Source organism: Micromonospora salmantinae, from assembly GCF_022230905.1.
Taxonomy (GTDB): domain Bacteria; phylum Actinomycetota; class Actinomycetes; order Mycobacteriales; family Micromonosporaceae; genus Micromonospora; species Micromonospora salmantinae.
On the sequence record NZ_JAKKFG010000007.1, the window covers coordinates 157,663 to 172,574 of the forward strand.

Consider the following 14,912-nt stretch of genomic DNA (forward strand, 5'->3'; position numbering starts at 1 on the left):
CCGTCGTCGTGTTGGTGGACCGGCGGTTGGATTTCAAACTCCGGTACCCGGCATTCCGGTCGTCCACACCTGCTGGTGTCTCGGTCGGGCGTCAACAGGGATGAAGCACCACAAACCTCGCGGACCAGGTGCGTGGGTCGGATAACCTGTGGAGAGTGGCCAGATCATCGGGGATGCGACGACGCAAGGCCCGATTGCGCACCGTCGCCCTGATCGGGATCGACGGTTCGGGCAAGACCACTCAGGCACACCGGCTGGCCGACGCGCTGAACGCCGCCGGACGCCCCGCCACCTACCGCCGCAACGCCAGTGGCCGCCGCTGGCTCGGCCGGCTCGCCCAACGCCTCGGCCGGCCGGACGCGCAACGGCTCGTCGGTCGTGACGGCGTGCTGGCCGTGGAGTCGGTGCTGCGCTGGCTGGCCATCGCCATCGCCCTGATCAGCTGTCTGCTCACCGGCCGGACGGCGGTGATGGACCGCTACTCGGCCTGCCAGTACGCGAGCATCCGGGCGCACGGCGGGCAGCGCTGGGAGCGGCTCGCCCGGGCCGGCTACCGGCTGTTCCCGACGCCGCAGGTGACCTTCCTGCTCGCCGTCGACCCGGCGGAGGCGTACCGGCGCATCGAGGAACGCGGCACCGACCACGAGACGATGGGGTGGCTGACCGCCGCCGACACCGCCTACCGGGCACTGCCCGAGTACCCCAGCTTCGTGCTGGTGGACGCGGGCCGCCCGGCCGAGGAGGTGACCGAGCAGATCCAGGCGCACCTGGAGACGTGGCTACCGTCGTCCGCCTCGGGTGGAGAGGACGTCGGCCCGGTGGTGGCTCAGGCCCGCCCGTAGACCGGCACTGTGGCACCACTGGTCGGGGCGGAATCCGCCGACGCGAGGAACCGGATCACCGGCGCGATCTCGGCCGGGGTGACCCAGCGGGAATGGTCGGCGTCGGGCTGGGCCGCCCGGTTCGCCGGAGTGTCGATGACGCTGGGCAGCACTGTGTTGCAGCGCACGTTCTGCGACCGGTACTCGACAGCTACCGCGTTGGCGAAGGCCAGCACCGCCGCCTTGGCCGTCGAGTAGCCGGCCGCGCCGCGGAACGGGGTGACCGCCGCGCGGGCCGAGACGCAGACCACCGCGCCGCCGCCGGACGCCACCAGGTGCGGGAGCGCGGCCTGGGTGACCAGGTAGGTCGGCCGCAGGTTGACGGCGAGCATCCGCTCGAACTCCTCGACCGGGGTCTCGTGCACCAACCCGCCGCTGGCGTACCCCCCGACGAGGTTGACCACCGCGCGCAGCGGCGCCGCCGGTTCGCCGGCCGCGGCCTCGACCGCCTGCGCCGCGCCCGCCGGCTCGCCCAGGTCCGCGACCACGCGGACCAGTCCGGCCGCCGCCGGCTCCGACCCGGGCCGGGTTTTCCGCTCCGGTACGACCACCCGCCAGCCCGCCTCGGCGAACGCGGTCACGACCGCCCCGCCAAGGCCCCCGAACCCCCCGGTAACCAACACGCTGCCCAGTCCCATACGCCCCACGCTAGTGCCCCCCACGCCCCTGCGCGCCCCTCCGCCCGCCTCCGTCGATCATGAAGTTGTTGCCGTGACACGCCGATCCGAGTGGCAACAACTTCATGATCACGGTCTGCCGTCGGCAGAGCGGCTGGGTTGTTCGGAGCTGGGGGGAGCAGGATCGGCGGATGCGGATCCTCATTCTCGGTGGCACCCAGTTCCTCGGCCGGGCGACGGCACGGCTCGCCGTCGAACAGGGTCACGAGGTCACCTGCGCGGCCCGGGGCGTGTCCGGCACGGTGCCGGCCGGGGCGCGGTTCGTCGCGGCCGACCGCGATGATCCCGAGTCGCTCGTCCCGCTCGCCGCCGAGGGCTTCGACGCAGTGGTCGACGTGACCCGCCAGATCAGCCACGCCCGGCACGCGCTCGCCGCGCTCGCCGACCACGTCGGCCACTGGTCGTTCGTGTCGACGATCTCGGTGTACGCGGACCACACCACCCCGGGCCAGACCGCTGCGGACGCGGCGATCCTGGCGCCGGCCCCGCCGGACGTGGACGGTCCGGTCGGCCCGGACCACCGCTGGTACGGCGAGTGCAAGGTGAGCATCGAGGAACTGGTCCGGGAGCGGGTCGGCGTGAACCGTTCGTTCATCTGCCGGGCGGGGCTGATCGTCGGCGCGGAGGATCCGAGCGATCGTTTCCCGTACTGGGTGCGGCGGCTGTCGGCCGGCGGCGAGGTGCTGGCCCCCGGGCGTCCGACCGATCGGGTGCAGTTCGTGGACGTCGCCGATCTGGCGCGTTGGCTGTTGCACGCCGCCGGCACCCGACTCAGCGGCACGTACGACGGCACCGGTCCGGCGATGTCCCGGGCCGACCTGCTGGCCGGTGTGGCCGCCGGGCTGGGCGTCGCCGATCCGGCTCTCACCTGGGTCGACCAGGAGTTCCTGGTGTCCCACGACGTACGCGAGTGGTCGGGGGAGCGGGCGTTGCCGCTCTGGGTGCGACTGCCGGAGACCGCCGGCCTGATGGACCGGGACGTCCGACCGGCCCTGGACGCCGGTCTGACGGTCCGTCCGCTGGCCGATACCGTTCGGGCGACCGCGTGCTGGATGGCCGCACAGCCGGCGGCCGTCCGGCAGGGTGGACTCGGCCCGGCGGATGAGGCGGCGATCCTGGGGAAGTGGCAGGCTGTGCGGGACCGGTGATCCCGGCGATCGAAGTTTCCCCCACCTCGGACAGTCATAGTTGACGCTCACGCCTGCTGAAAGTAAGTTTCATCCGTGGCGAAGAGTCCGAAGATTTCTGCGAGTCACGAGCCCGGTGGGCTGATCGTCCACATCAGCGGGCTGTTGCCATCGCTGTCGCCCGCCGAGCAGCGGGTCGCCCGGCTGGTCGTGTCCGACCCGGCGGCCGCCGCCCGGCGGACAATCACCGACCTCGCCACCGCAGCCGAGACATCCGAGGCGACAGTCATCCGGTTCTGCCGTTCGGTGGGCATGGACGGCTACCCCCAACTGCGCATCCGCCTCGCCGCCGAGGCCGCGCGCCGGATCGAGCCACCGGACGCCCGAGTGGTCGGCGGTGACATCCCGCCCGGTGCCGACCTCGCCCAGATCATCGCCACCATCGCGTTCAACGACGCCCGCGCCGTCGAGGAGACCGCCGAGCAACTCGACCCGGCCGTCTGCGAGCAGGTGGTCGAGGCGATCAGCGGTGCCGGTCGGATCGACATCTACGGCGCCGGCGCCAGCGGGTTCGTCGCCTCGGACTTCCAGCAGAAGCTGCACCGCATCGGCCGGATCGCCTTCTACTTCCCGGACGTGCACACCGCGCTGACCTCGGCCGCCCTCCTGGGCCGGGGAGACGTGGCGATCGGCATCTCGCACACCGGCACCACCTCCGACGTGATCGAGGTGCTGGAGCAGGCCCGTACCCGCGGTGCGGCGACAGTGGCGCTGACCAACTTCCCGCGCTCGCCGATCACCGACGTGGCGGACTTCGTGTTGACCACGGCGGCCCGGGAGACCACCTACCGCTCCGGCGCGACGGCCAGCCGGCTGGCCCAGCTCACCGTGGTCGACTGCCTCTTCGTCGGGGTTGCCGCCCGCAACAGGGCCCGGGCCCGCAAGGCCCTGGAGGCGACCGCCGAGGCGGTCCAGTCGCACCGGGTGGGTGCCAACCGGAGGCGGGCATGACGGCCGGTGCGGAGATGCCCGCACGGCCCGCTCGCCCCACGGTCCGGGTGGGTGCCCCCACCGAACGGCGTAACCCGCTCAGCGTCGACCTCGACCTGATGTCGACCCGGGACGTGCTCACCGTGATCAACGAGGCGGACCGGCGAGTGCCCGCGGCGGTCGCCGCGGTGCTCGACGAGATCGCCACCACCGTCGACCTGGCGGTCGCGGCGCTTCGCGGCGGCCACCGGGTGCACTACTTCGGGGCCGGCACCTCCGGCCGACTGGGCGTGCTCGACGCCGCCGAACTGGCCCCCACCTTCAACTCGCCCCGACACTGGTTCTGCGCGCACCTCGCGGGAGGCCCGGACGCCATGTGGCGGGCCGTCGAGGACGCCGAGGACGACGACCGGGGCGGCGCGGTCGAAGCGGCCAGTTGTGTACGGGCCGGGGACCTGGTAGTTGGTCTGGCGGCCAGCGGACGCACCCCGTACGTCCTCGGGGCGCTTGCCGCGGCCCGCGCCAAGGGCGCCTCGACGGTGCTGCTCTGCGCCAATCCGGAGGCGGAGGCCGCCCGGTCGGTCGACGTGTTCATCGGGGTGGACACCGGACCCGAGGTGGTCACCGGGTCGACCCGGATGAAGGCGGGCACAGCGCAGAAATTGGTCCTCAACACGTTCTCGACCGCCGTCATGGTGCGCCTGGGGCGGGTCTACTCGAACCTCATGATCGATATGGTGGCCACCAACGCGAAACTCCGCGGACGAATGATCTCGATTCTGGTCGAGGCCACCGGTTGCTCGGAGGAACTCTCCCGGCAGGCCCTCACCGAGGCCGACGGGGACCTGAAGACGGCGCTGGTCGCCCTGGTCTCGGGCGCCGAGATCGACGCCGCCCGGGCCGCGCTGGCCCGCTCGGCCGACCAGGTGCGCGGCGCCCTCGCCCTGCTCGCCTCCTAGCGCCACCCGTACCGGGAAGCGAACGAGCCCTCGGATTGTTCATCTGGCCGAGGGGTAATAACACCCTCGTGAATGAACCGACCGGTGCACCGGTGCGTATCTGGCAGTGACCAGGATCGCATCGCGGTGGTGACCCGGGTCGCTGTGCCCCCACGGCGGGCGGTGTTGCCATGGTGCGGTAACCCGTACGTGGTGCCCAGTGGCGAGCCACCCGATGGGGTGCTGACAGCAAACATGGACCGTGCTTTCAGCTACTACTCAGGCATTCGTGACACTTTCGACTCACGACGAGGAATCCCCGACACGTCTCATCTGTTGTGTAGGTGTCAGCACCGATGGGCACAGCAGAAGTTACCAGGGGCTGACAGGTGTGGGGAATGGCAAGGAACCGGGCAACCGGCGCGAGCGAGGGGACCGTGGGCAACGTGGACAAGAACATCGGCATGCGAACCGACGAGGTTGCCGAGGAGCGCGACCTGGTCGGCGTCTACCTGCACGAGATCTCCCGGACGCCACTGCTGGACGCCGCCAAGGAGGTCGATCTCTCCAAGGCGATCGAGGCCGGCCTCTACGCCGAGCACCTGCTCGGTGAGGAAGCCGTTCCCGCCGGTGTCGACCGGGCCGACCTGGAGTGGCTGGTCGTCGAGGGCGAGCGGGCGAAGGACCTCTTCATCCGCGCCAACCTCCGACTGGTCGTGTCGATCGCCCGGCGCTACGTGCGCTCGGGGATGCCCATGCTGGACCTGATCCAGGAGGGCAACACCGGCCTCGTCCGGGCGGTCGAGAAGTTCGACTACGAGCGCGGCTACAAGTTCTCCACCTACGCCACCTGGTGGATCCGGCAGGCGATCAGCCGGGCCATCGCCCAGCAGGAGCGCACCGTCCGTCTACCGGTGCACCTGGTGGAGGACGTCAACCGGATGCGCAACGTGGCCCGGCAGTTGACCCGTGAGTTGGGCAGCGACCCGGAGCCGGAGCAGATCGCCAACGCCCTCGGCGTCACCGTCGAGCGGGTGAACGAGCTGCGTCGCTGGTCGCAGGACACCGTTTCGCTGGACACCCCGGTGGGCGACGACGGCGACACGAACCTCGGTGACCTGGTCGCCGACAGTGACGCGCCGTCGCCGGAGGACATCGTCCTCAGCGGCCTGGAGCGGCAGCGCATCGAAGGGCTGCTCAACCACCTCGACGACCGGTCCGCCGGCATCATGCGGGCCCGCTACGGGCTGGAGGACGGCCGGGAGCACTCGCTCACCGAGGTCGCGTCCCGCTTCTCGCTGTCCCGCGAGCGGATCCGGCAGCTGGAGATCCAGGCCCTCGGCCGGCTCCGCGAGCTGGCTCGGGCGGAAGGGCTGCAAGCAGCCTGACCTGGAAGTAATGACTAATGACGGCGAACGGCCGGCGTCCGATAGGGGGACGCCGGCCGTTCGCCGTTTCCGATGGTGGTCAGCGCACCCGGCCGTAACCCTGGATGGACATCATGTTCATGCCACGCTTGAGCACGTTGCGACCGGCGCTGGGCGCGTCGATCACCTGACCGTCGCCCACGTAGAGGGCGACGTGCCCGAGCCCGCTGTAGAAGACCAGGTCGCCGGGGCGTAGCTCGCCCCGCCCGATGTGGGCGACAGCGCTCCACTGCATCCTGGTGTTGTGCGGCAGGGACTTCCCGGCAGCCCGCCAGGCAGCCGAGGTCAGGCCGGAGCAGTCGTAGCCGTTCGGCCCGTCGGCCGCCCAGACGTAGGGCTTGCCGATCGCGCCGAACGCGTAACGCACCGCCGTGCCGGCAGCACCGGACACGGCGGGCACGTTCTTGGCCTCGCTCGTCGCCGCCCTGGGCTCGGGTCGCTCGGTGGCGGCCCCGTACGCCTGCCGGCGCAGCTCGTACAGCTTGGCCAGGTCCTGCTCGATCTGCTTCTTACCCGCGGCGAGCTGGCGAGCCTGTGCTGCCTGTCGGGTCAAGGTCGCGCCCAGGTGGGCCTTCTCGTCGAGCAGTCGCTGCTGGTCGGTCGTGAAGCCGGAGATGCGCTCCTGCCGTTGGCGGGTCAACTGCTCGATCGTGCCGAGCCGGTCCAGCAGCGCGGCCGAGCCGCCGGGACGCAGCAGGGCGTCCGCGGTGCGCAGACCGCCACTCTTGTACGCGGTGGAGGCGAGCTCCGCCACGTCGGCCCGGCTCTGCTCGACCTGCTGTTCGAGCGGGCCGATGCGGGTCTGTAATCGGGCCACGGCGGCCTCGTTTGTCTTGATCTCCTCACGCAACTTGTTGTACGACTCGACGACCCGCTCCAACTCGGCCGAGGACGTCTCGATCCGGCGGGTCAGGTCGGCGGGGGACGGCTCGGCCTGGGCCACCGCCGTCGGGGCGATCAGCGCGGCCGACATGCCGACCAGCGCCACGGTGCGCAGCAGATTTCTCAGGGATGACAAGAGCGGAAGGCCCCTCTCCCACGGACGCCGGGGCTGCTGACGCCCTCGACGACACCGGCCGGGGCCATCCGGGCGGACGGCACTGGGCCGGACCGGCTCGCCCAACCTAACCCGGGACGGATGTCGCTCGCAGTTGAAGCAGGGGCGAAAGTTGGGAGAGTTGCGGGTCGGGCCCATGGGCTGGGTGGCGCCATCGTGGCTGATGACGCCTGGGGACGGGGGAACATCGCCCTTTTCGCGGCCCACTGACGGATATGCGACTTTCGTCGTTCCGGGCGTATGCCGCCGGATTCCTAGCCGCCATAACCGATAAAAGCTGAAATGGATGCTGTTTCTCGGCGATGTCACCCGGTCGTGGCGAGCTGTCGGGACCCGGTAAATGCCCAGGTCGACTGGCGATGCCGCAACACAATGAAGTCGGGAGCCGGGAATCCCGTCGACAGGCAGCGATGACTGTCGCCAGCGGGTCCACTCGGCCAACCGTCCCCTTCGGGAGGAACCGTGAATCGTGAAGGCGCAAAGACGCGACCGCCGCGAACGGTGCCGGGCGCTCGGTCGACCCTGCTGTACGCGCGGCCCGGCATCATCGTGACCGTCGACCGGTTCACCGTCGGTCGGAACAGTTACCGGGTCGCCGACCTGACCCATCTGCGTACCACCCGGGGTCCGCACGACCGGATCGCCGTCCGGGCCGTGGTCATCACCGCCAGCATGCTCGGCGGTGTGGGGGTGCTCCTCGGCTTCACCGGCGGTCTGCACCGCCTCACCGCCGGGGCATACCTGATCCTCGGCGCGGTGTTCCTGCTCCCGGCCGCACTCGCCCTGGTCGGCGACCGCTGGCGCCCACCGCCGCACGAACTGTGGGGGTGGTACCAAGGCTCGGAGGTGCTGCTGTTCAGCGCCGACGACGAACGGCAGTTCGGCCAGGTCACCCGGTCGCTGCTGCGGGCCCGGGAGGTCAACCGCTACGGCAGTTGGGTCGACCCGCTCGCCGAAGCGGACCCGTGGCGGCCCAACCGCTGATCGGGCGCGACCAGCTCAGGCGGCGGCCCCCTGGCGGGCTGACCAGTCTGGGCAGTGCGGACCCTTACGCCCCAGCCGGCCGTAATTCGGCCGTTGACGCACCAGGCGTGAACTCACTGATCTTGAATATTGATAACTGAAGATCGGCTCAGTATGTTGAGCGCGCCGCGGAGGCGGATCGATCAACACGGGGGCTGTTCATGGTCGTTAATGGTGGGCGTCGCACGCCCTTTTTGGGCATTCGTCATCGCAGTTCGGCCCTATTGGTCATGGCATTCCTGCCAGCCTCGGTGCTCGTCCCACCTGCCGCTCCGGCCCAATCGGCCGCGCCCACGCCCGCCGCTGCCTGCGTCGACGTCCAACCGAACGCCAAGAGCGCCCGCGCGATGCTCGCCACCTGTGGCCGGCAGGTGGAGATTCTGTCTGAGCGCACCGAGTACGCCCAGACGTTCCTCAACCCCGACGGATCGCTCACCCTGGAGCAGAGCATCGAGCCGGTGCGGGTACGCAAGGGTGACTCCTGGGTGCCGGTGGACACTGTCCTCAAGGCGACCTCGGAAGGACTTGCCCCCAGGGCGTCGGTGCTCCCGATGGTCTTCTCCCCAGGGGGCGAGAGCGCGCCGCTGGCTCGGCTCCGCGACGGTGCCCGCGAGCTGACGATGTCCTGGCCCGGGCGGTTGCCCGCGCCGGTGCTTGACGGATCCACTGCCATCTACCGGAACGTGCTGCCCGAGGTCGACCTGCGGGTGACGGCCGGCGCCCTCGGCTTCTCCGAGGTGTTGGTGGTGCACACCCGGAAGGCAGCGGCCAACCCGAAGCTCAGATCCCTGCGCTTCGGTCTGGAGAGCAAAGGGGTGACGGTCAGTCCGGCGCCCGGCGGTGGTCTGGCGGCCCGCGACGCCAACGGCCAGAACGTCTTCAGTGCGCCAGCCCCGCTGATGTGGGACGCCACGGTCGCCGGCGCGGAGCCGGACCTCGCTGGCCAGGGCGCCCGATCGACCGACGCACCCGCCGGCACCGCCGGGGTGGCCCGGCGCGCGGTGATGCCGGTGACGGTCAGCCGCGACTCCCTGACCATCGTGCCGGACCGGGCGATGCTGGACGACCCACGGACCAAGCTGCCCATCTACATCGACCCGTCGTGGACCGGGGGGATAGCCAGCAACGCCTGGACATCGGTGTGGAGCAAGCACAAGTCCAGCTCGTTCTGGCAGAACTCCACCGCCCTCCAGCGGGCGTCCACCTACGGCGCTGCCGGGGCAGGTCGTACCGAGGACTGTGACGGCTGCGCGGACCACATCATCCGATCCCTGTTTCGGATGAACACCAGCGCGGTCAGGGGCAAGATCATCAGCAGGGCCGAATTCCGGATCGAGCAACTCCACTCCTGGACCTGCAACCCGAAGTCCAACGCGAAGCTCTGGCTCACCGGGAAGATCTCATCCTCCACGACCTGGAACAACCAGCCGAGTTGGGACAGTAGCTACACCGCTCAGACGTCGGCGAACCGTAAGATCGGTGGGGCGCACGGCTGCCTGGGGACCGGAACGATCGAGTTCGACGTCACCCGAATGGTCGACCGGGCGGCAAAGAGCGGCTGGGCCGACCTGACGGTGGGGCTCCGGGCGATCGACGAGGGCACAAAGAACCAGTGGAAGCGGTTCAAGCACTCGACGCCGAAGCTGTCGATCACCTACAACACCAAACCCAACCCACCGTCGGGACACCAGTCCGACGGTAAGCCCTGCGCCGTCGGCAACTCCCGACCGTACGTGTTGAACACCACCCCGTACCTGTCGGTGAGGCAGTCCGACCCGGACAGCTCGCAGCAGTCCCTGACCACGTGGTTCTACTGGTGGCCGCTCGGCGGCTCGCGCAACGAAACCAACAAGGTCTCCCAGGCGTCGGGCAACCCGTCAGCGGTGTCGAAGCAGATTCCGTCCGGCAGGTTGGTGGACGGCACCACCTACGTGTGGCAGGCGCGTACGTGGGACGGATCGGTCTACGGCGACTGGTCCGGCACTTGCGAGTTCACAGTGGATGCCACACCTCCGAAGGAACCCGGGGGCCTCAGCTCCACCACCTACAGCAACGACGGCACGCCGCGCGGTGGGGTCGGCGTAGCGGGTGTGTTCGCCGTGGCGCCGCCGACGCAGCGTCCGTACGAGGTGAGGGAATACGCCTGGACCCTTGACTCGGGCATGCTCACCGAGGCGCAGAACGTGCCGGCCCGGTCGGACTTCAGTGCCTCGATCAGCGTCATGCCGTTGCACGACGGGGTGAACACCCTGCGCGTCTGGTCCCGGGACCACTCCGGTCGGTACTCGCTCGTACCGGCGACCTACACGTTCTCCGTACGGGCAGGATCCGGTCCGGCGGCCCGCTGGACCTTCGACGAGACCGGGAACACCGCTGCCGACGTCACCGGTCACGGCAACACGCTCACCCTGGCCCCATCGGGAACCCGGACGCCGGGTCGGGCCGGTGTCGGCACCGCGCTCAGTCTCAACAGCAGCACAACGGGCTCACTGACAGGTTCGGTGCTGACCCCGAATCCGGACACGGGCGCGGCCACCCCGGTGCGTACCGACGGAAGTTTCACCGTGGCAGCCTGGGTTCGGCTGCCGACCGTGCCGACCACCGGCTACCAGGCCGTGCTCAGTGCCAACGGCACCCAGTCGCACGCCTACAGTCTGGGCTACTCCGGCGCGAGCCAGCGGTGGCGATTCACCATGTCGACCGCGGACACCGCCAACACCGCGCTGCATCATGTCCTGTCCAACTCGGCGGCCACCGCCGGAAAGTGGACTCACATCGCGGCGACCTACGACGGCGCCACGAAGAAGATGACCCTCTATGTCAACGGGGTGGCTCAGACCGCGACGACGACGCTGGTCGGCGGCTTCAACGCCACCGGCTCGATAACCGTCGGCAAGCGCAGGTGGAGCGGCGCCGACGACGGCCTCTTCACCGGCGCCGTCGATGACATCCGGGTCTACAACCTCGTCGAAACCCCGACCAAGCTTGCCGAGCTGGCAGTGCCCTTGCAGCCGGTGGTGTCATTCCCCAACGGCACCGAGGTGACCGCCGGAGGGCAGCTCCAGGTCACGTTCAACGCTGGTGGCGACACCAACATCACGAAGTTCCGGTACAGCGTGGGCGACACCACGCTGGGCAGCACGGTGAATGCGACAGTCGCCGGCGGGACCGCCACGGTCACCATCAGTGCCGGCGCCACCACCGGTATGCGCCTGATCTACGTGGCAGCCCTGGACGACGGCGGTCGACTCGGCGGAATGTCCCAGGCATCCTTCACGATCAAGGTGACGGCGTTCGTCTACGGCACCGTCTACGACGAAAACTGGATGCCGCTGGACGGTGCCACGGTGCGGCTGGAACCGGGCGGGCTGCAGACGACCAGCGGCCCCGAAGGTGGGTTCAGCCTCGCCGGCTTCGCGCCCGGGGTCTACACCCTCGTCGGCTCCTTCGGCGGCCGGTGTGGGCTCTCCGGCACCAGCGGTCCGTGGGAGATCGACGGCCAGGGGCTCGGTGTCAATCTCCCGCTGCAGGCGTATCGGGACGACGAGGGGCACACCTGCGCCACGTCGGCGAAACCGTTCATCGCCGCCGACACCATGCTCGCGTTGACGGGCGACGACGCGGTCGGCGAGGTGGCACTGCCCTTCGTGTTCCCGTTCTACGGCCACGCGTACCGCAGCGCCTGGGTGGACACCAACGGTCTCGTCTCCTTCACCGACCCGGGTGGATCCCACCCGTACACCGGGGGCGCACTGCCCGCTCCGGCAGACCCGAACGGCCTGCTCGCTCCGTTCTGGGACGACCTCGTCGTGGATTCCTCGGCGAGTGTGCGCACGGGGACGGTGGGAACCGGTGCGAGCGAACAGTTCGTCATCGAATGGCGAAACGTGCACCGGAAGTCGTCGACCGCGCAGCGGCTCTCCTTCCAGGTCCTGCTGGCCGCCGACGGCACCGTCACCACCAACTACGACCAGCTCGACAACGACGCTGAACGTGGGGCCAACGCGGTGGTGGGGATGGAAGCACCTGGTGGCGACGACGGCCTGGTGTATTCAGCTGCGACTCCGGCACTGGCCACCGGTCAGGCGATCACCTTCGCCATCCCCCCGACGACTGGGCCGTTGGCCAAGCACGATCTGTCCGGCACCCTTGTCGACCCGTCGGGCAACCCGGTGGTCGGCGCGACCGTCACCCTTGACCCGACCGGGCTGACCACCACCACCGGTGCGGGCGGGGCATGGCAGTTCACCAACGTGGTGGCCGACAGCTACACCATCTCGTCCACCCAGAACTACAGGTGCGGCCCGTCGGTGGAGAGCCAGGTCGACCTGACCGAGGACACGGTACGGGCGCTGCAACTCACCGTCGACTACGGCAGTCTCGGCTACGCCTGCGCCGTCGGTGCGTCCGGCTATGTCACCGCCGACACGCCGCTGGCTCCGACCAACGGCACATCGCAGGTGACCCTGCCGTTCCCGTTCACTCTGCATGGAAAGACCTACACCACGGGCTGGGTGGACCAGAACGGGCTGATCAGTTTCGATGCAGCTCCGATCACGATCATCAATCCCACCATGCCGAGGGTCGACGCGCCGAACGCGATAATCGCCCCGTTCTGGGACGACCAGCTCGCTATCGGATCCAGCAGCGTGATGCGCACCAAGACCATCGGCACCGCGCCGAACCGGACCTATGTCGTCGAGTGGTCAAGCATGGTGCTGCAGACGTTCACCGCGACCTACAGCATCAGCTTCGAGGCGATGCTGCACGAAGACGGTCGGATCTCCTTCCACTACGGCACTCTCACCAACCTCGTTCAGAAGGGCTCCAGCGCGACCATCGGCATCGAGAGTGCCTCCGGCGCCGTCGCGAAGCTCTACTCCTTCATGGAGCCGGCGGCCGTCAGCAACGGCTCCATCACCTTCACTCCGGCGCCGCCGGGCTCGATCAGCGGCACCCTGACGACCGCCGGAACGGGTGAGCCGATCGCCGGCGCCACCGTCACCCTCGACCCGGGAGGACGCACGACGGTCACCGCGGCGGATGGTGGCTACCAGTTCGCCAACGTGCCCATCGGAGAGCAGGTGGTGGGCGCGGTCGGCGCCGACAACCGGTGCGTCGGGCAGTACGCCCGCCAGTTCGTCAACCATCCCGGCGGTGGCGCCCAGGACCTCGACCTTTCAGTGATGTCCAACGGCGACGAGTTCGGCTACTCCTGTGAAGCCGGACCGGTCACCTTCATCCCCGGTGACGTGGTGGAGACGTGGCGCGGCGACGACAAGGTCTGGCAGAAGACCGCGCCATTCCCGATCAAGCTCTATGGGGAGACCCACACCTCCGCCTGGATCAGCTCCAACGGCTTGATCAGCTTCAGCAGCCTCGACGGCATCGACACCGACACGCCAACGCCAACCCCCCTGCCGTACGACGAGCTGGGCGGGACGATCGACAACGCCGTGTACGCGTTCTTCGACGACTGGGGGGTCGACGCCTCAAGCGCGATCGCCACGAAGCTCAGCGGCGCGGCGCCGAACCGGCAGTGGGTGGTCGAATGGCGGAACGTGTACCGCTCGGGCAACAAGGCGTATCGCGCGTCGTTCGAGGTCATCTTCAACGAGAACGGCGACATTTCGCTGGCCTACGCGGACATCGACCCCGCTGACGCCAGGGAGCGCGGCGGTCAGGCGACCATCGGCATCGAGAACGCCGCCGGCGACGTGGCCTTCCAGTACCTGCACCGGGAGGCGCTGCTGACCAGCGGCCAGGGCGTCACCTTCCGGCCCAGCCCACCAGGACTGGGTACGGTGACCGGCACGGTCAGCTGCCAGGGAACGCCAGTGGCCGACGTGACCGTGGCGGTCGGCGGGAAGACCGCCGTCACCTCAGCCACGGGCAGTTACCAGGTCACGAGCGTTCCCAGCGGCTCGTATGCGGTGATCGCCACCAGCCCCACCGGCACCTGCCGCGGCTCCTCGGTGCAGCACACCACCGTCGGTGCTGGTACCAGTCGGGTCGTCAACTTCGCCGTGGGGGCAACTCCGGCCGGTGCCGGCTACACCATCGCCGAACAACCGATCACGTACACCCCCGCCGACGGTGCGGTCCTGTCCCTCACCGGCGACGATCGGGACACACGAGTCGACCTGCCGTTCCCCGTCACGCTGTACGGGCAGTCGGTCAGCTCGGCCTGGGTGGACACCAACGGGCTGGTCAGCTTCGCCAACCCGGAGGCGCCGTCTCCGTTTCCCTATCCGATCCCGTCGGCGGGCAGCCCGGCCAACGGCATCTACCCGTTCTGGCATGACTGGGTGGTCGACTCCCCGGCCAGCGTGCGGACCGCGCTCCGAGGTACGGCACCGAGCCGGCAGTTCGTCATCGAGTGGCGCAACGTGTCCTCCTACGAGGACCCCAACATTCGGGTCACCTTCCAGCTGATCTTCGACGAGGCGGGCGGATACAGCTTCGTCTACGCCGATCTCGACGGGACGTTCGTGGAGCGCGGTGGTGCGGCGACCATCGGCCTCGAAGGTGCCGACGGCACAGCAGCTCTTCAGTACACACACCGGCAACCGGTACTCCGTGCCGACCTCGGCCTACGGATCAACCCACCAACTTCCTGACCACAGCCGGTTCTCCCCACAGCCGTCGCTCCTCGGACCCCTCTCGGAGGTAACCCGGTGCAGTCGAGCCTGTCCACTTACATGTTCGTGCCGTCGTCCAAACCCAGCCGAACCAGGACATTCGTCGTGATGCTTCTGGTGGTGACGCTAACTGCCACGACGTTGTTCGTAC

At 69.3% G+C, this 14,912-nt stretch carries 9 protein-coding genes; 7 read left to right on the plus strand and 2 right to left on the minus strand.

The features are described 5' to 3' along the window. The first annotated feature begins 173 nt into the window (after positions 1–173). Positions 174–842: a dTMP kinase gene (locus PSH03_RS06685; RefSeq protein WP_210784589.1), complete on the plus strand. Its 669-nt coding sequence runs from the start codon at positions 174–176 to the stop codon at positions 840–842. Here the strand turns inward: PSH03_RS06685 and PSH03_RS06690 are convergent. Then, positions 827–1,519: an SDR family NAD(P)-dependent oxidoreductase gene (locus PSH03_RS06690; protein WP_238688557.1), complete on the minus strand. Its 693-nt coding sequence runs from the start codon at positions 1,517–1,519 to the stop codon at positions 827–829. The two genes, PSH03_RS06685 and PSH03_RS06690, sit on opposite strands and share 16 nt — an antisense overlap. 170 nt (positions 1,520–1,689) lie before the next feature. Between PSH03_RS06690 and PSH03_RS06695 the strand changes: the two genes are divergently transcribed. From PSH03_RS06695 to PSH03_RS06710, 4 genes are all read left to right on the plus strand, one after another. Continuing rightward, the gene (locus tag PSH03_RS06695; RefSeq protein WP_238688558.1) at positions 1,690–2,706 is read left to right on the plus strand and encodes an NAD-dependent epimerase/dehydratase family protein; all 1,017 of its coding nucleotides are present in this window, start codon (positions 1,690–1,692) and stop codon (positions 2,704–2,706) included. 75 nt (positions 2,707–2,781) lie between these two features. Continuing rightward, positions 2,782–3,696: a MurR/RpiR family transcriptional regulator gene (locus PSH03_RS06700; RefSeq protein WP_030488123.1), complete on the plus strand. Its 915-nt coding sequence runs from the start codon at positions 2,782–2,784 to the stop codon at positions 3,694–3,696. Beyond that, entirely contained in the window at positions 3,693–4,634 is a 942-nt protein-coding gene (gene murQ / locus PSH03_RS06705; RefSeq protein ID WP_210784546.1) for an N-acetylmuramic acid 6-phosphate etherase, read from the plus strand. Before PSH03_RS06700 ends, murQ begins: the two co-directional genes overlap by 4 nt. Before the next feature lie 377 nt (positions 4,635–5,011). Next, positions 5,012–6,001 (plus strand): sigma-70 family RNA polymerase sigma factor, encoded by a 990-nt coding sequence (locus PSH03_RS06710; RefSeq protein ID WP_091405669.1) that lies wholly within the window; start codon positions 5,012–5,014, stop codon positions 5,999–6,001. Positions 6,002–6,080: 79 nt separating this feature from the next. Here PSH03_RS06710 and PSH03_RS06715 read toward each other — a convergent pair whose 3' ends face one another. Further along, complete coding sequence (locus PSH03_RS06715) at positions 6,081–7,058, minus strand: C40 family peptidase (protein ID WP_210784547.1); 978 nt, start codon at positions 7,056–7,058, stop codon at positions 6,081–6,083. A gap of 501 nt (positions 7,059–7,559) precedes the next feature. Here PSH03_RS06715 and PSH03_RS06720 point away from each other — a divergent pair. Both PSH03_RS06720 and PSH03_RS06725 read left to right on the plus strand, forming a co-directional pair. Further along, positions 7,560–8,081, plus strand: a complete 522-nt coding sequence (locus PSH03_RS06720) for a DUF6232 family protein (RefSeq protein WP_210784548.1) — start codon at positions 7,560–7,562, stop codon at positions 8,079–8,081. A 269-nt stretch (positions 8,082–8,350) separates the two neighbouring features. After that, the gene (locus PSH03_RS06725) at positions 8,351–14,740 is read left to right on the plus strand and encodes an NIDO-like domain-containing protein (protein ID WP_238688559.1); all 6,390 of its coding nucleotides are present in this window, start codon (positions 8,351–8,353) and stop codon (positions 14,738–14,740) included. Positions 14,741–14,912: the final 172 nt, after the last annotated feature.